This is a genomic window from Variovorax sp. Varisp46 (assembly GCF_059491885.1).
In genome coordinates this window covers 2,073,862-2,090,313 of sequence record NZ_CP168515.1, presented here as the reverse complement: position 1 = coordinate 2,090,313, position 16,452 = coordinate 2,073,862, and the positions used below count along the sequence as shown (strand labels likewise).

19 protein-coding genes and 1 pseudogene are annotated in these 16,452 nt (G+C 66.9%); 10 read left to right on the top strand and 10 right to left on the bottom strand.

Annotated elements, in window-relative coordinates; all coding sequences use genetic code 11:
* The first annotated feature begins 1 nt into the window (after position 1).
* From ccoG to ACEN9N_RS09835, 5 genes and pseudogenes are all read left to right on the top strand, one after another.
* Positions 2–1,427: pseudogene (gene ccoG, locus ACEN9N_RS09855) on the top strand (cytochrome c oxidase accessory protein CcoG).
* Between the two features lie 11 nt (positions 1,428–1,438).
* Positions 1,439–1,723, top strand: a complete 285-nt coding sequence (locus ACEN9N_RS09850; protein ID WP_413311885.1) for a FixH family protein — start codon at positions 1,439–1,441, stop codon at positions 1,721–1,723.
* Positions 1,720–1,971: a hypothetical protein gene (locus ACEN9N_RS09845; RefSeq protein WP_495655971.1), complete on the top strand. Its 252-nt coding sequence runs from the start codon at positions 1,720–1,722 to the stop codon at positions 1,969–1,971. The genes ACEN9N_RS09850 and ACEN9N_RS09845 overlap by 4 nt, the downstream gene beginning before the upstream one ends.
* A gap of 40 nt (positions 1,972–2,011) precedes the next feature.
* Positions 2,012–3,385, top strand: a complete 1,374-nt coding sequence (gene hemN / locus ACEN9N_RS09840) for an oxygen-independent coproporphyrinogen III oxidase (RefSeq protein ID WP_495656366.1) — start codon at positions 2,012–2,014, stop codon at positions 3,383–3,385.
* Between the two features lie 2 nt (positions 3,386–3,387).
* Entirely contained in the window at positions 3,388–4,074 is a 687-nt protein-coding gene (locus tag ACEN9N_RS09835) for a sulfite exporter TauE/SafE family protein (RefSeq protein WP_495655970.1), read from the top strand.
* Positions 4,075–4,102: 28 nt separating this feature from the next.
* Here the strand turns inward: ACEN9N_RS09835 and ACEN9N_RS09830 are convergent, their stop codons facing one another.
* Both ACEN9N_RS09830 and ACEN9N_RS09825 read right to left on the bottom strand, forming a co-directional pair.
* Positions 4,103–5,683 carry an oleate hydratase gene (locus ACEN9N_RS09830; RefSeq protein WP_495655969.1) on the bottom strand — a complete coding sequence of 527 codons (1,581 nt, stop codon included), beginning with the start codon at positions 5,681–5,683 and terminating at the stop codon, positions 4,103–4,105.
* 110 nt (positions 5,684–5,793) lie between these two features.
* Entirely contained in the window at positions 5,794–6,330 is a 537-nt protein-coding gene (locus tag ACEN9N_RS09825; protein ID WP_413311891.1) for a BON domain-containing protein, read from the bottom strand.
* A gap of 14 nt (positions 6,331–6,344) precedes the next feature.
* Between ACEN9N_RS09825 and ACEN9N_RS09820 the strand changes: the two genes are divergently transcribed.
* Both ACEN9N_RS09820 and ACEN9N_RS09815 read left to right on the top strand, forming a co-directional pair.
* Entirely contained in the window at positions 6,345–6,500 is a 156-nt protein-coding gene (locus tag ACEN9N_RS09820) for a hypothetical protein (RefSeq protein ID WP_413311893.1), read from the top strand.
* Positions 6,497–6,805 (top strand): high-potential iron-sulfur protein, encoded by a 309-nt coding sequence (locus ACEN9N_RS09815; RefSeq protein ID WP_413311894.1) that lies wholly within the window; start codon positions 6,497–6,499, stop codon positions 6,803–6,805. Before ACEN9N_RS09820 ends, ACEN9N_RS09815 begins: the two co-directional genes overlap by 4 nt.
* 86 nt (positions 6,806–6,891) lie before the next feature.
* On the opposite strand, the gene ACEN9N_RS09810 is transcribed toward ACEN9N_RS09815, so the two are convergent.
* The 4 genes from ACEN9N_RS09810 to mgtA all read right to left on the bottom strand — a co-directional run bounded on the left by ACEN9N_RS09810 (position 6,892) and on the right by mgtA (position 10,473).
* On the bottom strand, positions 6,892–7,158 hold the full coding sequence (locus ACEN9N_RS09810; RefSeq protein ID WP_413311896.1) for a hypothetical protein: 267 nt from the start codon (positions 7,156–7,158) through the stop codon (positions 6,892–6,894).
* Positions 7,159–7,317: 159 nt separating this feature from the next.
* A complete protein-coding gene (locus ACEN9N_RS09805) occupies positions 7,318–7,521 on the bottom strand; it encodes a YgaP family membrane protein (RefSeq protein ID WP_413311898.1) in 204 nt (67 codons plus the stop codon).
* Between the two features lie 82 nt (positions 7,522–7,603).
* The gene (locus ACEN9N_RS09800; protein ID WP_495655968.1) at positions 7,604–7,870 is read right to left on the bottom strand and encodes an oleate hydratase; all 267 of its coding nucleotides are present in this window, start codon (positions 7,868–7,870) and stop codon (positions 7,604–7,606) included.
* The gene (mgtA, locus tag ACEN9N_RS09795) at positions 7,867–10,473 is read right to left on the bottom strand and encodes a magnesium-translocating P-type ATPase (protein ID WP_495655967.1); all 2,607 of its coding nucleotides are present in this window, start codon (positions 10,471–10,473) and stop codon (positions 7,867–7,869) included. The genes ACEN9N_RS09800 and mgtA overlap by 4 nt, the downstream gene beginning before the upstream one ends.
* 187 nt (positions 10,474–10,660) lie before the next feature.
* Between mgtA and ACEN9N_RS09790 the strand changes: the two genes are divergently transcribed.
* Together ACEN9N_RS09790 and ACEN9N_RS09785 are read left to right on the top strand one after the other, a co-directional pair.
* The gene (locus ACEN9N_RS09790) at positions 10,661–11,485 is read left to right on the top strand and encodes a universal stress protein (protein WP_495655966.1); all 825 of its coding nucleotides are present in this window, start codon (positions 10,661–10,663) and stop codon (positions 11,483–11,485) included.
* Between the two features lie 8 nt (positions 11,486–11,493).
* Positions 11,494–12,846: an MBL fold metallo-hydrolase RNA specificity domain-containing protein gene (locus ACEN9N_RS09785; RefSeq protein ID WP_495655965.1), complete on the top strand. Its 1,353-nt coding sequence runs from the start codon at positions 11,494–11,496 to the stop codon at positions 12,844–12,846.
* A gap of 24 nt (positions 12,847–12,870) precedes the next feature.
* On the opposite strand, the gene ACEN9N_RS09780 is transcribed toward ACEN9N_RS09785, so the two are convergent.
* The 4 genes from ACEN9N_RS09780 to ACEN9N_RS09765 all read right to left on the bottom strand — a co-directional run bounded on the left by ACEN9N_RS09780 (position 12,871) and on the right by ACEN9N_RS09765 (position 15,418).
* Positions 12,871–13,848, bottom strand: a complete 978-nt coding sequence (locus ACEN9N_RS09780; RefSeq protein ID WP_495656365.1) for a zinc-dependent alcohol dehydrogenase family protein — start codon at positions 13,846–13,848, stop codon at positions 12,871–12,873.
* A 99-nt stretch (positions 13,849–13,947) separates the two neighbouring features.
* Complete coding sequence (locus ACEN9N_RS09775; protein ID WP_413311904.1) at positions 13,948–14,121, bottom strand: hypothetical protein; 174 nt, start codon at positions 14,119–14,121, stop codon at positions 13,948–13,950.
* Positions 14,122–14,123: 2 nt separating this feature from the next.
* On the bottom strand, positions 14,124–14,777 hold the full coding sequence (locus ACEN9N_RS09770; RefSeq protein WP_413311906.1) for a BON domain-containing protein: 654 nt from the start codon (positions 14,775–14,777) through the stop codon (positions 14,124–14,126).
* Positions 14,778–14,914: 137 nt separating this feature from the next.
* A complete protein-coding gene (locus tag ACEN9N_RS09765) occupies positions 14,915–15,418 on the bottom strand; it encodes a Rossmann-fold NAD(P)-binding domain-containing protein (protein ID WP_478178971.1) in 504 nt (167 codons plus the stop codon).
* 236 nt (positions 15,419–15,654) lie between these two features.
* On the opposite strand from ACEN9N_RS09765, the gene ACEN9N_RS09760 reads away from it, so the two are divergent.
* Positions 15,655–16,422, top strand: coding sequence for a Crp/Fnr family transcriptional regulator (locus ACEN9N_RS09760; protein WP_495655964.1), 768 nt, complete (start codon positions 15,655–15,657; stop codon positions 16,420–16,422).
* Positions 16,423–16,452 lie beyond the last annotated feature (30 nt).

Sequence of the window (16,452 nt, the reverse complement as noted above, 5' to 3'; positions counted from 1 at the left end):
CATGTCTCGCAAGATCATTCCCATCGTTGCCGTGGCCAGCGAAGCCGGCGAGTCCGGAGGGCCCGGCGAAGGCGTCGGACTCTACGAGGCCTCGAAGAAAATCTACCCCCGCAGCGTGCACGGCATGTTCGCGCGCTGGCGCTGGGCCGTGGTCTTCCTCACGCAGCTTGTCTTCTACGGCCTGCCATGGGTGCAGTGGGGCGAGCGCCAGATGGTGCTCTTCGACCTGGCCGCGCGGCGCTTCTACGTCTTCGGGCTGGTGCTGTACCCGCAGGACCTGATCTACCTCTCGGGCCTGCTGGTCATCAGCGCGCTCTCGCTCTTCCTGTTCACCGCCGTGGCGGGGCGGCTGTGGTGCGGCTATGCCTGTCCGCAAACCGTCTACACCGAGATATTCATGTGGGTGGAACACCGGATAGAGGGAAACCGCACCGCACGCATGCGGCTGGACGCCGAGCCGATGTCGCTCGAGAAGCTCGTGAAGAAATGGTTCAAGCACATCGTGTGGATCGGCATCGCGATGTGGACCGGCTTCACCTTCGTGGGCTACTTCACGCCCATTCGCGAACTTGGCATGGCCTTCCTGCAGGCGCAGATGGGTTCGTGGGAGGTGTTCTGGGTGTTTTTCTACGGCTTCGCGACCTATGGCAACGCCGGCTTCATGCGCGAGCAGGTGTGCAAGTACATGTGCCCCTATGCGCGCTTCCAGAGCGCCATGTTCGACCGCGACACGCTCATCGTCACCTATGACCCGCAGCGCGGCTCGCCGCAAGGGGCCCGACCCGCGCACGCTGGCGCTGGGCGACTGCATCGACTGCGGCCTGTGCGTGCAGGTCTGCCCAACCGGCATCGACATCCGCCAGGGGCTGCAGTACGAGTGCATCGGCTGCGGCCTGTGCGTGGATGCCTGCGATACGGTGATGCAAAAGATGGCGTATCCGCCGCGCCTCATCCGCTACGACACGCAGAACGGCATGGAGGGCCGCTGGACGCGCCCGCAGCTGCTGCGCCGCGTGCTGCGGGCGCGCGTGCTGGCCTACACGGCCATCCTCGCGGTGCTGGTGTCCGGCCTTCTGGCCAGCCTGGTCGCACGCACGCCGTTCAAGGTCGACGTGGTGCGCGACCGCGCTTCGCTGGCGCGCATCGTCGAGGGAGGTCGGCTGGAAAACGTCTATCGGCTGCAGATCATGAATGCCACCGAGCAACAGCGCCGCTATGCGATTTCCGCGCGCGGTCTCGATGGAGTGGCCGTGGCGTCCGAGCCGGCGGTGACGGTGGACGCCGCCCAGTCGCGCTGGGTGGCGGTGCGCCTGCAGTTGCCCTACGGCGTGACGCCCTCGGGCTCGCACACCGTGTACTTCGACGTACGAGAAGAAGGTGGCGGCGCGCAGGTCTCCGAAAAAGCGGTCTTCCTGGTGCCGCGCTGAAAGGTATCGACATGATTGCAACAACGAACGAACCGGTCGCCGCCGCGTGGTGGCGGTACCCGCTGGTGTGGATGGTGATCGGCGGACCGGCGCTGGTGGTGGTCGCGAGCGTCGCGACCTTCTGGGTCGCGTGGCACCGGCCCGACGCCCTTGTGTCCGAGGACTACTACCGCGAGGGCATCGAGATCAACCGGACGCTGGCCGGCAAGGACTCGATGCCCGCGCTCGCCGCGCGCAACCATGCGGCCACGCCGGCAAGCGACCTGCCGTCGCCAGCGAGAAAGAGGGCGCCATGAACGCACAGCACCAGGTCATGGCCGTGCTGTGGCCGTCCTTCCTCGTTGCCTGCGGCATGGAGGTCCTGGTCTTCGCGATGGTCGATCCGCTCAGCGTGTATTGCGGTGCCGATGTGCTGCACATGTCGCGCCAGGGCATCTATACGGCCTCGTTCTTCGTGTTCTGGCTGATGGCGGCGGCGTCGAGTGCATGCACCGCATTGCTGGCTCCGCCCACCGGTGGCGCCCTCCTTCGGCATGACCTGTGACTTGGCGTTCAAGATGATTTCCACCACCGTCGACCCCATCATGCCCTCGTTGCCGGCCGAGCTGCTGCGTCAGTTCGACGTGCCCGGACCGCGCTATACCTCCTATCCCACGGCCGACCGCTTCGTAGAGGCCTTCGGCGCCGAAGACCACGCGCGCGCCGTGCGCCGGCGGCGCGCGGATGGCGCGCAGGCTGCACCGCTGTCGATGTACGTGCACATCCCGTTTTGCGAATCGCTGTGCTACTACTGCGCCTGCAACAAGGTCATCACGCGGCACCACGAGAAGGCGCGGCATTACCTGGACTACCTCGCGTGCGAGGCAGCGCTGCAGGCCGCGCAGCTCGGGCCGGGCACGGTCGTGAGCCAGCTGCACCTCGGCGGTGGCTCGCCCACCTTCCTCGACGACGCAGAGCTGACCGGGCTCATGGCCATGCTGCGCGGCGTCTTCGACTTCGCGACCGACGGCGAGCAGTCCATCGAAATCGATCCGCGCACGGTCGACACCGGCCGCCTGGCGCACCTGGCGTCGCTCGGATTCAACCGCCTGAGCTTCGGTGTGCAGGATTTCGACCCCGACGTGCAGCGTGCGGTGCACCGCATCCAGCCTGCCGAGCGAGTGTTCGCGCTGATGGCCGACGCGCGGGCGTTGGGTTTCGAGTCGGTCAACGTGGACCTGATCTACGGGCTGCCGCGTCAGAACGACGCGTCGTTCGAGCGCACGCTGGCGCAGCTGTGCATGTTGCGGCCGGACCGCATCGCGCTATATGCCTACGCGCACCTGCCGGAGCGCTTCAAGCCGCAACGACGCATCCTGGCCGAAGACCTGCCCGACGCTCCCATCCGGGTGCGGATGCTGGCGCGCGCCATCGAGGTGCTGAGGGATGCGGGCTATGTGTACATCGGCATGGACCACTTCGCGTTGCCCGGCGACCCGCTGGCCGTAGCCAAGCGCAACGGCCGGCTGCACCGAGATTTCCAGGGCTACAGCACCCAGCCGGATGGCGATCTGGTCGCACTGGGCGTATCCGCCATCGGCCGCATGGGCGCCACCTACAGCCAGAACGCCAAGACGCTGGAGAACTACTACGACCTGCTTGATCAACACCGCCTGCCGGTGGTGCGGGGGCTGGCATTGTCGCGCGACGACTTGCTTCGGCGCGACGTGATCATGGCGCTGATGTGCCGCGGCCATGTCGACTTCGACGCCATGGGCGAGGCACACACGGTCGATTTCCGCCATTGCTTCGCGGCCGAATTCGCCGCGCTTGGGCCGCTGGTCGCACAGGGGCTGGTGCGCCTGACCGACCACGACATCAAGGTGACGCCGCGGGGCTGGTTCCTCGTGCGCGCCGTCGCCATGGTGTTCGACAAGTACTGCGGCGCTCATCGCGAGCGCTTTTCGCGCGTGGTCTGACCATGCAGACCGCACTCGCCGGCGCTGCGCTGCTGATGGGCCTGGCCGGAGGCCCGCACTGCGTGGCCATGTGCGGTGCGGCGTCTGCGGCTGTGATCCGCATCGTGCCGGCCAGGGCCGGCGGCGGCGCATTGGCATCGTCGGCACCTGCCGCGTTTCATGTGGGGCGCATTGCCGGCTATGCCGCTGCGGGCGCGGTCGCCGCGGCGAGCGTCGACAGCCTGGCCCTGGCGGGCACCCATATCGCGGCGTTGAAACCGCTGTGGGTGTTGTTGCATGTGTTCGTGTTCGCCTGGGGTGCGATGTTGGCGGCCACGGGACGACAGCCACTGTGGGCGCAACGCACGGGCCGCCTGCTCGAGGCGCGGCTGCGGCCACTGGCCGCCAGCACCCCGCTGGGCGTGCTGGCGACGGGCGCACTGTGGTTCGCCATGCCGTGCGGGCTGTTGTATTCGGCGCTGATGCTGGCCAGCCTTGGCAGCAACCCGTTGCAGGGCGCCGGCGCGATGGCATCGTTCGCGGCCGGTAGTGGCTTGTCGTTGCTGCTGGCGCCCTGGCTGTGGCGGCGGTTGCGCTGGAATGGCCGTGGCACCTGGGGTGCGCGCCTGGCCGGGGTGCTGCTTTCGGCGGTGGCGCTGCAGGCGCTGTGGTCGGACATCACACGGCAGGTAGCGGCCTGGTGCGGCTGAGCAAGGTCGAGGCGAGCCTGCTGCGCGCTCAGCCCATCAGCGTGCGCAGACTGGCCAGCGCGACCTTCGCATCGGCGATGCCGTGGTAGATGGGCGGCACCTCCTTCTTCACGTCCATGAGCCCGTAGACGCCATGCATGGCGCCACGCACCGAATACTCGACCGTGAAGACCACATCCTCCGGGATTTCCACGTACTGGCCGAGCAAGGCGAAGTTGCTGGCGCCGGGCGGACGGACGGGCGGTCGGTCCGACAGGGACCGGCATTCGAATTCGCTGGTGATGTACGGCATCATCACGGGCACCACGGTGGTGGTTTGCCGCACCTCTTCGAGGATGTCCTCGAAGCCCAGGTGATGCATGAGCTCGGTCAGTATGTCCTGTCCGGTCGCCTGTGCCATCGTCCGGTCGATGAAGTTGCCCTGAGTTTCCTGCAGCAGGCCGTAGCCCCAGAGCGTGTACACCCCGTCTGGCTGTTCGTCGAAGTGCGGCGAATGTGGAACCACGATCGACATCAGCCAGCTGGAGTCCTTGAAGGTCATGAGGCCGCCGGTGCCGGGCTCGTTGCCCGAGAAGGCCTGGATGCGCTGCAGCAGAAGCGGGCTGTTCATGGTCAGCGTGAACGATGCCCACTTGCTCTCGTCGACGTGGCCGCAAAAGGTTTCGGGCCGGCCGAAGCCGGGTGCCTTGCGGGCCATGTTCTTCCAGAGCGTCCAGGCGCCATCGCGCTGGTCGCGCACGAGTTCGGGCGCTTGGTGGTCGTTGCCGTTGCGCGAATCGGCTGTCATGGAGCCGAGCGTGAGAAGGGCGCAGTCGTCCGGCCCCAGGTGGTAGGACAGCGGGCGGCCGTCGCGCAGGGCGTGCAGCGTCTGAAGCCGCAGGCCGCTGCTGGCGTCGGCGAAGCCCACGTCGACCACGCGCGTGCCGAACTCGAAAAGTACACCGTGCACCAGCAGCCACTTCACCATGGGTCGCACGATGGTGTCGTACTGGTTGAGCGTGGTGCGGCGAACGCCACCCAGGGTGTGGATGCGCGGCAGCTCCTGCAGGAAGCGCAGCATGTAGCGCCTGAGTTCGACCGCGCTGTGCCAGTTCTGGAATGCGAAGGTGGTGCGCCACATGGCCCAGAAGTTGGTGTCGAGAAAGTGCGGCGAGAAGTATTCCTCGATGGGCTTTGCACCCAGCGCGCGTTCCGGCGTGGCCAGCAGGCGCATCAACTCCAGCCGGTCCTGCAGGTCGAAGCCGAGGTCGCTGGCATCGATGATGCGGTGGTGTCGGTCGATCAGCCGCGCACGCGCATGCGAAAGCAGTTGCTGGTTGAAGGCGCGGACCTCCTCGTGCACCGTGCGCGAAGGCGTGTCCAGCGATGGGATGCTGTCCAGCACGTTCCACAGGCAGGTGTAAGTCTCGTCCGTGAACATGCGGCCGCCGCGCGTCACGTAGCCTTGGCTCGCGTTGCCCGCGCCGTCGAGTGCGCCGCCGGGCAACGGCGATTCCTCGAGGATGCGGATGCGTGAACCGTGCATGCCTGCGTCGCGTATCAGCAGCACGGCCGCACTCAGCGCGCCGATACCGCTGCCGACGATGTAGGCCTGGTTGAAAGGGGGCATGGAATATTCCTCGGGAAAGCGATGAAGCACCGTGGGGGCGGCACAAGGCTAAGGCCACTGGCGGGGCCGCGGCTTGATGCAGCGCAGCAGCCCCCGGCCGGTGGCCGTGATCACCGCGCGATCACCGCTGCAGGCCGGACGGTAAGTCCGTTCAGCAGTGTCGTCAGGCCCTCAGTGCGGCGTGCGGCGCGTTCCGCGGCTGCCCGCTGGGCCTCGTCGGCCACCCTGCCAACCAGGGTCACCACGCCATTGGTCACGCGCACGTCGACATCGCAGGCGTTGACGGCCGGATCCCAGTTGAGCTGGGCGAAGACATCGTGTCTGAGCTGAATGTCCGGGTTCATGGCAATCCTTTCTTGAAAACGGAGGGAGGCGAGAGTTTCCGGCGGTGCATAGGTCGGAAGGCGCAACGGCACATCGGGTGCGTTCATGTCTTGTGTCCTTCTTGGGGATGACGCGATCTTGCCGATCGAGAAGAAGAACACCTTGCGCCAGCGCAAGCTTCGATGCAATGCGCGCGTTCCTGATCCGCGCATCGCGAACAAGGACTGATGAACATGCTGGGTAACCGCTCCGGGATTGATCCTGCGCAAGGCCGCTTGCAGCCGCTCGCTCAAGAATGACCGCAGGCAATCCCATTCGCCCATCACGAGGTCGTCCCATGAACATTACATTGAACGGAACCCTGCAATTTCTGGGGTTCTGCGTCGCCACGCTTCTGGCCACAAGCGTTCTCGTGCTCGCGGGGTTGAACGAGCGCATTCCCGCGCAGGACGGCTCGACACCCACTTCACACACCACGAAAGACTCACGATGAAATCCTCCAGCCGCCGAACTTTCATGCTCACGCTGGCCGCAACGGGGGCAGCCGTCTCTGCCACCGGCGCGTTCGCAGAAGCCCGACTCGACGAAAAAGACCCACAGGCCGCGGCCCTGGGATATGTCGCCGATTCAGCGAAGGCCGACGCGAAGAGGTTTCCGAAGCACGACAACGCCCAACTGTGCAACGGCTGCGCCCTCTGGCAGTCCAAGCCGACGGATACCACTGGCAATTGCGCATTGTTTCCGGGGAAGCCCGTGAGCGCAAAGGGCTGGTGCAGCGCCTGGGCAAAAAAGGCCTAGCGCCTCTTGTCGCCCCACGCCAGACTGGGGTGTGCGGGTGGCTGGTCTGCTGCCGGCCGTGGCGTTACAGACCCTGTGGTCGGACCTCATTCGCCAGATCGACGCCTGGTGCCGCTGAACCGTGGTGCTTCCTCTTCGGGCGCATCCGCGGCAAGGGTCTTCCATCCCCGGGACGTGATCTCGAATACCGTGGCTGCGTCCTGGCGCAGACAGTCGTCGCAGTCCACGTGGGCAGGAGGAATCCGCACCTTGACGTGCCCGGCGGCTTCGAGCACGCGCAGCCTGTCGATCGTCGCCAGGGCGGCCTCGGTGCAAGGCAGCTTCGCCGTGGCGAGTTTCCTGAGCAGGGCCATGCACATCGCAGCGCCTCCATGATCCTCAATCGAGGGTGATCCACGTGATGAAGAGCTGCATCACCCCCCACAGGGCAGTGATGCCCAGTGCCGCGCACAGCCCGATGAACAGCATCAGATAGACGGACATTCGGTGCCTCGCAATGCGGCGTCCGTAGCTCAGCGCTCGCTGTGCGAGCAGGTGTTGAAGCCGAAGAGGGTGTAGGCTGGGCAACTGCCGACCATGCCCGTCAGCAGCGGCACCACGCCGATGTAGCCCCAGAACCCGATGATTCCCTTGACCGCCAGTACGACCAGCAGCAAGCCCGCGCCGATGCGCAGCGCGCGGTCGAGGATTCCGATATTCTTCGAAAGGAAAGGCATGTGACTTTCTCCTTGGGTGGTTGGAGAAGAATCTTGCGTGCCCGACCGGCGGTGGGTGTTGAGATGGATCAAGCTTCGCACGTCAACCCGTCAGCGTGCGCAGGCTCGCGAGCGCCGCCTTCGGATCGGCGATGCCGTGGTAGATGGGCGGCACCTCGAGGTCCAGGCCCATGAGTCCGTACACCCCGTGCATCGCGCCGCGCACCGAGTACGCGACCGTGGTGAAGACCACTTCCTCTGGAATCTCCACGTACTGGCCCAGCAGGGCGAAGTTCTTCGCGCCGGCCGGTATGACGGGCGGGCGGTTCGATGCGCTACCGATGATGCAGGCCTGTTGGAAAGAGGTCATGGAGTGGTGCCTTTGGTGAGCGGGAGAGACGACGGACGCCGCGGTTTCTTCTTCGACCAGTCGTGGTGCGTGGCGCCCGTCAGGCGGGCATAGAAGAAGCGCTTGGCCACCTCGGCGAGCGCCAGGTAGGCAGTCAGCATGCCGGCCAGCCACACGAAGAAGATTGCGGGCGGCGGCTCGAAATGGAAGAAGCGGCCAGGCGGTGTGAACGGCAGCAGCAGGGCAGTGACCACAACCACCAGGCAAGCGGCGGTGAGCGCGGCGCCGGGCCTGCTGGCCCAGGGCTTTCCGCGCGTGCGGATCACGAAGATCACCAGCACCTGCGTGGCCAGCGACTCGACGAACCACGCGGTGCGGAACAGTGTCGCGTCCGCATGCAGCACCTGGATCAGCAGCCAGAAGGTCAGCACGTCGAAAGCCGAGCTGATGGCACCGAACAGCCACATGTAGCGTCGGATGAACGTCATGTCGAGCGTGCGCGGTCGGCGCAGGTCGCCGGCGTCGACGCGATCCAGCGGAATCGCGGCCTGCGACAGGTCGTAGAGCACGTTGTTGAGCAGGATCTGCACGGGCAGCATCGGCAGGAAGGGCAGGAACAGCGAGGCGCCCGCCATGCTCAGCATGTTCCCGAAGTTCGAGCTCGTTCCCATCATGATGTACTTCATGACGTTGCCGAAGGTGCGTCGTCCTTCCAGCACGCCTTCGTGCAGCACCGCGAGATCGTGGTCGAGCATGACGATGTCCGCCACCTCGCGCGCCACGTCGACCGCGCTGTCGACGGTCAGTCCCACGTCGGCCGAACGCAGTGCCGGCGCGTCGTTGATGCCGTCGCCCAGGTAGCCCACCACGTGGCCCCGCGCCCGCAGCGCAAGGATGATGCGGTTTTTCTGGGCCGGATTGACGCGGCAAAAGAGCGTAGTGCGGCCCACCCGGGCGCGCAGCGCGGTCTCGTCCATGGCCGCGATCTCCTGGCCTGTCAGCACGCCTGCCACGGGAATGTTCAGCAGCGTGCACAGGTGCTGGGTCACGAGTTCGCTGTCGCCGCTCACGATCTTCACGCTCACACCGCTCTTCGCCAGCGCGGCCAGCGCCTCGCCGGCACCGGCCTTCGGTGGATCGATGAAGGCGGCGAAACCGGCGAAGACCAGCGAGCTCTCATCGCGCACGTCGGCATGCGGATGATCCGCAGGCACGTCGCGCCAGGCCACGCCCAGCACACGCAGACCCTGGCGCTCCAGCGCGTGGCAACGATCATGCAGCTCGATCAGGGCGGCAGCGTCGAGCGGCGCGACCGTGCGGCCTTCGTCGCGCTCGAAGCGGTCGCACAGCGCGAGCACATCGTCCGGAGCACCCTTCACCACCAGCCAGCGCGCATCGCCCCGGTCGAGCAGCACCGAGACGCGCCGACGCTCGAAGTCGAAGGGCACCTCGTCGATCTTCGTCCAGGCGGCGGTGTCCATCGGGTGCGCCAGCACCGCCTCGTCCAGCGGACTCTTCAAGCCGCTCTCGAAGCTGCTGTTGAGGTGCGCCAGCATCAGCACCCGGGGGCTGTCGCGGCCGTCGGCATCCGCGCATTGCGTCAGGCTGATGCGGGCCTCGGTCAGGGTGCCTGTTTTGTCGGTGCACAGAACGTCCATTGCGCCAAGGTTCTGGATCGAAGCCAGGCGCTTGACGATCACGCGGTGCGCTGCAAGCCGGATCGCGCCGCGCGAGAGCGTTACCGACACCACCATCGGCAGCAACTCGGGGGTGAGGCCTACAGCCAGCGCCACCGCGAACAGGAAGGATTCGAGCAGCGGGCGCTGCAGCAGCACGTTGACCAGAAGCACGAACAACACCAGCAGCAGCGTGACCCGCAGGATCATCATGCCGAAGCGATGCATGCCCAACTCGAATGCGGTGGGCGGCGGTTCGGCCTGGATGCTGTGCGCCACCTCGCCAAGGGCTGTGTGCCGGCCGATGGCCATGACGCGGACCCGGGCGCTGCCGCTGACCACGGTGCTGCCCATGAACACCGCGTTGAGGGCGTCCTGCAGCTCCGTGGCTGTGCCGGCCACAGAGCCGGCGTGTTTCTCGACGGGGTAGGACTCGCCGGTCAGCAGGCTCTGGTTGACGAAGAAGTCGCGCGCATGCAGTACCAGTCCGTCTGCCGGCACGCGGTCGCCGGCGGACAGCAGCACCAGGTCGCCCGGCATGACCTCGGTCACGGGAATCTCCAGCGACGCGCCGTCGCGCACCACTCGGGCACGCAGCGCCACCGAAGCGCGCAGCTTCTCGGCGGCGTTGCTGGCGCGGTGCTCCTGCACGAAGTCGAGCGTCACGCTCAGCAGCACCATCAGCACGATGATGACGGCGTTGGTGACGTCGCCGGTCGCCGCCGAGATCGCGCTGGCCGTGAGCAGTATCAGGATCAGTGGATTGCGCAGCCGCGCGAGGAACTGAAACGCCAGCGAGTGCTTTTCCTGTGGCTCGAAGCTGTTGGGCCCCCAGCGCACCAGCGCTTCATCGGCCTGCAACTGCGACAGACCGGCCGCCTCGACGGTGTCCGCACCGAGCCACCAGGCTTCGGGGGCGGAGGTGCCGGTTTGTGAAGGATGGGTCACCGCAGCTGGATGTTGTTGATGCGAAGCCCAAGGCTAGGCATGCGTGCCGGCCCGGCCTTGCGCTCGATCAAGCATCGGCGCTGTCGCGTGGAAGTTAGTTCGCGGGCGATTGATTCAGCGCAAGGCTGTGCGATTCGAGCAGGCCTAAGGTCGTCCCATCCAAAGCCCGTCAGTCCAAGGAGCCCTCATGCAGACCCCCAAATCCATCCTGCTTCACCTTGACGGCTCGGCCCGTGCGGTGGAGCGCATCAAGCTGGCGCGCCAGCTCGCGGAGACTTTCGATGCCGAAGTGACCGCCCGGCCGTGCACCCTTTCCGCACTCATGCGCTACCCGTACGCCATCGAGGCCGCGGCGGAAGCAGTCGCGATCATGCAGGAGATCGACAAGGACGCGCGCGACAGGATGCACGCCACCTTCATCGAACACAGCGCAGGTTCGCAGCGCCTGCACTGGGCCGAGCCGGAGAGCGATGGACCCTGGGGCTTCGCGCGGCACGCGCTCTATACCGACCTGATGATCCTCGGTCAGCGCGACCGGAGCGACCCGATGGACGGCGAGCTGCCCGGCGATTTCCTGCCCAGCGTGCTGGTGCAGAGCGGCCGGCCGGCACTGGTGCTGCCTTATGCGGGTGCGGTCGGAGCCATCGGCCGCAATGTGCTGGTGGCATGGAAGGAAACACGGGAGTCCGCGCGGGCCGTCACAGCATCGCTGCCTTGGCTCCGCAAGGCGGCCCGGGTGCACGTCGTGGCCTACGGCGAAGACGCCGAGGCTTCGCTGCAGCGCCTGCAGGACTACCTGCGGACGCAAGGCGTCCAGAACATCACGCTGCATCCCGGCGGCGACAACGACGACGACGTCGGCAACAAGCTGCTGTCCTTTGCCGCGGATCTGAGTTCGGACATGCTGGTAATGGGCTGCTATGGCCACAGCCGGGCGCGCGAATGGGTGATGGGCGGCGCCACGCTGTCCATGCTCCAGTGGATGACCTTGCCCGTGCTCATGTCGCACTGAGGCACACCATGCGCATCGACTTTCTCGGCGGCACGGGCTCCGTCACCGGCTCGAAGTACCTGCTGACGCACGAAGGCCGGCGGCTGCTCGTCGATTGCGGCCTCTTCCAGGGGCTGAAGCAGCTGCGCCTTCGCAACTGGGAAGCGCTGCCGGTCGACGCAGCCGCGATCGATGCCGTGCTGCTGACGCACGCGCACATGGACCACAGCGGCTTCGTGCCGCGGCTGGTGCAGCTCGGCTTCAAGGGCCGGGTGTACTGCACCTCGGCCACCCGTGAGCTTTGCGAACTGCTGCTGCCCGACTCGGGCCGCCTGCAGGAGGAAGACGCCGACTTCGCCAACCGTCACGGCCATTCGAAGCACAAGCCCGCCTTGCCGCTTTACACCGAGCAGGACGCGCGCGCGGCCCTCAAGCGCTTCGAGGTCGTCCCGTTCGGCCAGGAGTGCTCCCCTTGGCCCGGCTGGACCTGGCAACTGCGCAGGGCGGGCCACATCCTGGGCGCCGGCAGCCTGCGCGTCGGCTGGGAAGGCTCGAGCATCCTGTTCTCGGGCGACCTGGGACGCAGCCAGGACCTGCTGATGCGCCCGCCCGAAGTCGCCGAACCGGCAGACTACGTGGTGGTGGAGTCGACCTATGGCAATCGCAGGCATCCGGCGTCGGACACGCTGGCCGAACTGGCGGGCGTGATCAACCGCACGGCCGCGCGCGGAGGCATCGTGGTGATTCCGGCCTTTGCCGTCGGACGCGCGCAGACGCTGCTGCATTGCATCCAGCTGCTCAAGAAGGCGCGGCGCATTCCCGACATGCCGGTATACCTCAACAGCCCGATGGCGGCGGATGCCACGCGCATCTATGGCAAGCACCTGGACGAACACCGCTTGAGCGCCGAACAATGCGCCGCCATGCAGGGGAAAACCACTATCGTCAACACGATCGAGGAATCCCGGCGGTTGAACACCCTGGGCTTTCCTTCGATCATCGTGTCGGCCAGCGGCATGGCCACCGGCGGGCGCGTGCTGCACCACCTGAAGGCCTACGCACCCGACGCCAGAAACACCATCCTTTTCGCAGGCTTCCAGGCCGCCGGCACGCGCGGCGCGGCCATGGTGGCCGGCGCCGACGCGATCAAGATCCACGGCGCCTACGTGCCGGTACGCGCGGAGGTCGCGAACCTGGAGACCCTGTCGGCCCATGCCGACCGCGACGAGCTGCTCGCCTGGCTCGATGCACAGCGCGCGCCGCGCCGGGTGTTCGTGACCCACGGAGAGCCGGTGGCTGCCGATGCATTGCGGCTGGCCATCGAGGAGCGCCACGGCTGGCCGTGCACGGTGCCCGACTACCGCGAATCGCGGGAGCTCTGAAGCGCCCGGCGCGCGGGCTCCCGTTCAGGGCACCAGCACCGCGGCGCCCTCGATGCGGCCCGCGCGCAGATCGGCCAGCGCTTCGTTGGCCTGCGCGAGCGGATAGGTCCTGATGTGCACCTGCAGCGGATGCGCCTGCGCGAATGCCAGGAACTCCTTCGCATCGGCGCGCGTGAGGTTCGCCACCGAGACAACGCTGCGTTCCTCCCACAGCAGCCGGTACGGGAAGGCCGGGATGTCGCTCATGTGGATGCCGCCGCACACAACCCGGCCGCCCTTGCGCACGACACGCAGCGCGGCCGGTACCAGCTCGCCGGCGGGCGCGAAGATGATGGCCGCGTCCAGCGGCTCGAACGAGCGGCCAGCCCACACGGCGCCGAGGCTGCGGGCGAAGGCCTGTGTCGCAAGGTCCGCGGGCCGGGTGAATGCGAAGACCTCGCGACCTTGCGCAATGGCCGCTTGCGCTACCAGGTGCGCCGCGGCGCCGAAACCGAAGATGCCCAGCCGGCGCACGCCTTCGCCGGCTGCCTTCAGGCTGCGCCACCCGATCAGGCCCGCACAGAGCAGGGGGGCAATGCGGGCGGCATCGGCTTTGGGCATGGCCAGTGGAAGGCAGAACGCGGCCTCGGCAATCACATGGCTCGCGAAGCCGCCATCGCGGTGGTAGCCGGTGAAGCGCGGCGTGTCGCAGAGGTTCTCGCGGCCCTCCGCGCAGAAGGCACAGCAGTCGCAGGTGTGGCCCAACCAGGGCACGCCGACGAGGTCACCCACGCGATAGTCTGTTCCCCCGGAGCCGGTCTCTTCCACCACGCCCACGATCTCGTGACCCGGCACGATCGGCAGCACGGGCAGCGGCAACTCGCCATCGACGATGTGCAGGTCAGTACGGCAGACCGCGCAGGCCAGAACGCGAAGGCGAAGCTCGCCGGGCCCAGGCTTTGGGATGTTGCGTTGCTCCAGTTCGAGCGGCAGCAGCGCTGCGTTCAGCACCATGGCGCACATGGTCGGCTCGCTCCGTACGCGGGGATCGAGAGTGGCTTGTGTCGCGGAGATGACATGCATGGCAGGTCTCGCTGAAAAAAACGCCCGGGCGTTGCCGCCTCAGGCCATGTACTTGCCGCCGTTGATCGACAGTGTGATGCCGTTGACGAACGCGGACTCGTCGGCGCCGAGGGACGCCGCGCCGCGCGCGATCTCCCCCGGCGTGGCCAGGCGGCCGGCCGGAATGGCCGACAGGATGCCGCTGCTGCCGCCGGTGACGAGCGCGACGCGCATGCTCAGGCGTCCACGAGCAGGTCGTTCACCACCACCGTAACGCCCGGGGTGGCCCATGCGGCGCCCTGCACCGCGTCGCGCTCGGTCCAGGAATGGACCGTGCCGCGCAGCGTGACCTGCGAGCCGCTGACCGTGATGGCAAGCTGGCGGGCTTCGCGGTCGGCCTGGCGCGAAAGCGCGTCGTGAATCTTCTTCTCGATATCGGCGGGACTCACCTTCGGCTTGACTTTCACGAGGTTCGACACGCCGGTCACGCCCATCAGGTTGCATACCGCGCTTTCGGCGGCGCTGCGCTGATAGTCCCACTCGACTTCGCCGTTGAGCGTGAGCCAGCCTTTTTCCACCATGGGGTGGATCTTGTCGTCGGGCACGAGCACGTTCCACTCGAGCGCGCGTTCGGCCGCCATGGCGATGTCGGCATCGGTGCGCTGGTTGTCGAAAGGCAGCTTCACGCTCAGTTCGATGGCCAGCGCCCTGACGCCATGCACGCGCTGCACGGCGCGCTCGACGGCGTATTTCTCGGCGTAGCTGGCCAGGTGGCCGGTGAGGGTGACCACGCCGTCCTTGACGATCACCCCGATGTCGGAGGTCTTGACGTCGGGTGCCCAGTTCAACTCGGCCTGGATGTCGTTGCGCAATTGGGTATCGGTCTTCATGGGAGATTCCTTGCGGTGAGTGAATGGAGGAGCGGTCGTCGCGTGAAAACCGTTTGCGACCGTGGAGTTCACTATAGGAACCGGGAGGCCCGGCCGCATTGCGCTGGATCAAGTGCGCGCGGCGTGCGGCAGGCGGCTCAGGCGATGGCGTCCAGCAGCAGGGCCTGGAGCACGAAGCGCCGGTTGTCGGCCAGCGGGGTCCTGTCGCCGAGCAACTCGGCAAGGTGCCCGGTCGGATGGGCTTTCGTGGCAGCGCCGTCGAAGACGGGGATCCCGGCGTACTGGCCGATGCGCTGCACGAGCTCGGGGTCCAGGCCCTGGCATTCCACGGCTTCGTAGAGACGGCCGAGCATGCGGGCCGTGTTCTGCACTTCCTGCTGTGCGCTCGCGAGCGACAGGCCCGGGCGCATGACCGCCACGTGCGCGCCCATTTCCTCGGCAGCGCTGCGAAAAAGCGCCTGTGCCTCGTCGGACGGCATTTCGCACAGCAGCCCCAGATTCTTGCCGCGCAGCAGCCTCGGGGTGCTCCCGTCCAGTGCGGCGCGCTGGAGCAGCTGCGCTCGGCACAGCAGGCTCGTCACCTCCAGCGGCGAGAGCTGCGGTGCGGCCTCGGGGGCACAAGTCTTGTGGGAGAGGGGCATGGAAATGGTCGATATGTGGCCTGCCAAGGCTAAGGACCCCGATGGGCCCGGGCTTGATACAAGTCAAAGCACGGGGGTGCACATATGTGATTTGCGGCACGTCCCATGCCGTTGATACACGCCGGACACATTGCATTCTCCGAGCGTTACCCACCGACTCCAGCCGTTGTCATTGCGTTGCCGAAGGCTTCCTAGCATCCATCCATCGACACGCGACAGACCACCAAGGAATCCAGATGCTCAACACCATCACTCCCTCGAAGACCGCACCGGTCCCGGCCGGCCTGGCATTGCCGAGCATCGGCCGGGACTGCGAGGGTCGGAACACCGCCGACACGCTGAAGCTGCTGTGCGAGCAACTCACCCCCCAGCGCCGCGTGGTGCACACGGGCGACACGATCTACCAGGCGGGCGAGCGCTTCGGCAATCTCTACATCCTGAATTCGGGCTTCTTCAAGATCGTGAATCTCTCGGCCGACGGGCGCGAGCAGGTGGTGGGCCTGAAGTTCCGTGGCGACTGGCTCGGCTTCGACGGCATCGCCGGCGGGCGCTATTCGTGCGATGCCGTGGCCATGGACACGGGCGAGATCTGGGTCGTGTCGTACGAGGCCCTGCTGGCCGCCTGCGCCAGCCACCCGACACTGCTGCAGGTGCTGCACGCCGCCATGAGCCGCGAGATCGCGCACGACCGGGATTCGCTGATGTCCGTCTGCACGCTGCCGGCCGATGCCCGCGTGGCCGACTTCCTGCGCTACTGGGCGGAGACGCTGGCCGAGCGCGGCATGCGCACCGACGAGATCACGCTGCGCATGACGCGCGCCGAGATCGGCAACTACCTGGGCATGACGCTCGAGAGCGTGAGCCGGGCGCTCTCGCGGCTGGCGCGCGACAACGTCATCGGCTTTGCGACCAAGGGGCGCCGCGACGTGCAGATTCCCGACGTGCGCGCGCTGTCCGCCTTCGTGCAGCGCTGCCTGTCGCCCGTGCCCGCGATGCTCCAGTAATCAATCCAGCAAGCCGGCCGGCCGCCCGCC

Bases quoted from the DNA above. Each gene is read 5' to 3' on its own strand.
- ACEN9N_RS09850 (WP_413311885.1), top strand. From the start codon at position 1,439: ATGATTGCAACAACGAACGAACCGGTCGCCGCCGCGTGGTGGCGGTAC.
- ACEN9N_RS09845 (WP_495655971.1), top strand. From the start codon at position 1,720: ATGAACGCACAGCACCAGGTCATGGCCGTGCTGTGGCCGTCCTTCCTC.
- hemN (WP_495656366.1), top strand. From the start codon at position 2,012: ATGCCCTCGTTGCCGGCCGAGCTGCTGCGTCAGTTCGACGTGCCCGGA.
- ACEN9N_RS09835 (WP_495655970.1), top strand. From the start codon at position 3,388: ATGCAGACCGCACTCGCCGGCGCTGCGCTGCTGATGGGCCTGGCCGGA.
- ACEN9N_RS09830 (WP_495655969.1), bottom strand. From the start codon at position 5,683: ATGCCCCCTTTCAACCAGGCCTACATCGTCGGCAGCGGTATCGGCGCG.
- ACEN9N_RS09825 (WP_413311891.1), bottom strand. From the start codon at position 6,330: ATGGGCGAATGGGATTGCCTGCGGTCATTCTTGAGCGAGCGGCTGCAA.
- ACEN9N_RS09820 (WP_413311893.1), top strand. From the start codon at position 6,345: ATGAACATTACATTGAACGGAACCCTGCAATTTCTGGGGTTCTGCGTC.
- ACEN9N_RS09815 (WP_413311894.1), top strand. From the start codon at position 6,497: ATGAAATCCTCCAGCCGCCGAACTTTCATGCTCACGCTGGCCGCAACG.
- ACEN9N_RS09810 (WP_413311896.1), bottom strand. From the start codon at position 7,158: ATGGCCCTGCTCAGGAAACTCGCCACGGCGAAGCTGCCTTGCACCGAG.
- ACEN9N_RS09805 (WP_413311898.1), bottom strand. From the start codon at position 7,521: ATGCCTTTCCTTTCGAAGAATATCGGAATCCTCGACCGCGCGCTGCGC.
- ACEN9N_RS09800 (WP_495655968.1), bottom strand. From the start codon at position 7,870: ATGACCTCTTTCCAACAGGCCTGCATCATCGGTAGCGCATCGAACCGC.
- ACEN9N_RS09790 (WP_495655966.1), top strand. From the start codon at position 10,661: ATGCAGACCCCCAAATCCATCCTGCTTCACCTTGACGGCTCGGCCCGT.
- ACEN9N_RS09785 (WP_495655965.1), top strand. From the start codon at position 11,494: ATGCGCATCGACTTTCTCGGCGGCACGGGCTCCGTCACCGGCTCGAAG.
- ACEN9N_RS09780 (WP_495656365.1), bottom strand. From the start codon at position 13,848: ATGTGCGCCATGGTGCTGAACGCAGCGCTGCTGCCGCTCGAACTGGAG.
- ACEN9N_RS09775 (WP_413311904.1), bottom strand. From the start codon at position 14,121: ATGCGCGTCGCGCTCGTCACCGGCGGCAGCAGCGGCATCCTGTCGGCC.
- ACEN9N_RS09770 (WP_413311906.1), bottom strand. From the start codon at position 14,777: ATGAAGACCGATACCCAATTGCGCAACGACATCCAGGCCGAGTTGAAC.
- ACEN9N_RS09765 (WP_478178971.1), bottom strand. From the start codon at position 15,418: ATGCCCCTCTCCCACAAGACTTGTGCCCCCGAGGCCGCACCGCAGCTC.
- ACEN9N_RS09760 (WP_495655964.1), top strand. From the start codon at position 15,655: ATGCTCAACACCATCACTCCCTCGAAGACCGCACCGGTCCCGGCCGGC.